1 protein-coding gene is annotated in these 954 nt (G+C 37.3%); it reads left to right on the forward strand.

Annotated features, from left to right (window positions below; genetic code table 11):
- Window positions 1-922 (forward strand): IS30 family transposase (locus tag AAC147_RS18685; protein WP_047683718.1); only part of this gene is annotated, 922 nt, incomplete at its 5' end.
- Window positions 923-954 lie beyond the last annotated feature (32 nt).

Raw genomic sequence — 954 nt, forward strand, 5'->3', positions numbered from 1 at the left:
TTTAAAAGAAGCCGGTTTTACACAACGCTTTATCGCAACATCGCTTAATCGAGCTCCATCAACAATTAGCCGGGAATTGAGACGAAATCAGGAAGACGAGAAATACTGCCCTAGACAGGCTCAACTTAAAGCCTCAGAGCGCCGCCATACCGCGATAAAAGCTGTCAAAGTGACACCTATGATCGTCAAATTGATTAAACAGTTAACTTGGCAAGATTTGAGTCCTGAACAAACCGTCGGTTATCTCAAAAGAGAAAATATCATCTCTTTGCATCATGAAACAGTTTATAGGTTGATTTATAAAGATAAACTGAATGGTGGTGACTTATACCAGCATCTCAGAATAGCTAAAAAACCGTATCGTAAACGTTATGGAAGTCATGAACACCGAGGAAAAATTAAAAACAGAGTCAGTATTGAAAAACGCCCAAAATGTGTTGATAAAAAGCAACGTATTGGTGATTGGGAAGGCGATACGATAGTTGGCAAAGATCATAAAAGTGCATTATTGACCTTAGTTGAACGAAAATCGCTATTTACTTTCATCATTAAACTGGAAGATAAAACAGCAAAAGGCGTTGCAAAAGCGGCAACAAGACACTTATCTGGGATAAAAAACAAAGTTAAAACAATGACCTTTGATAACGGATTGGAGTTTGCTGAGCATGCCCTTATCAGTAAAAATTTAGAGGCAAAAATTTATTTTGCTCACCCGTATTCCCCTTGGGAAAGAGGAATCAATGAGAACACAAATGGATTAATCAGAGATTACTTCCCAAAGGGAACTGATTTTAATCAGGTATCAGAGCGAGAGGTGAATCTTGTGGCAAACCGATTAAATAATCGTCCTCGTAAAACGAGGAATTACAAAACACCGAATGAATTATTTAAAGGAATATCAACTCATTTACTTCGTTTATAACGGTGTTGCACTTATTATGTGAATGCAAGTAA

Origin of the sequence: Xenorhabdus sp. NBAII XenSa04, assembly GCF_963866145.1 — a bacterium.
GTDB lineage: Bacteria > Pseudomonadota > Gammaproteobacteria > Enterobacterales > Enterobacteriaceae > Xenorhabdus > Xenorhabdus indica.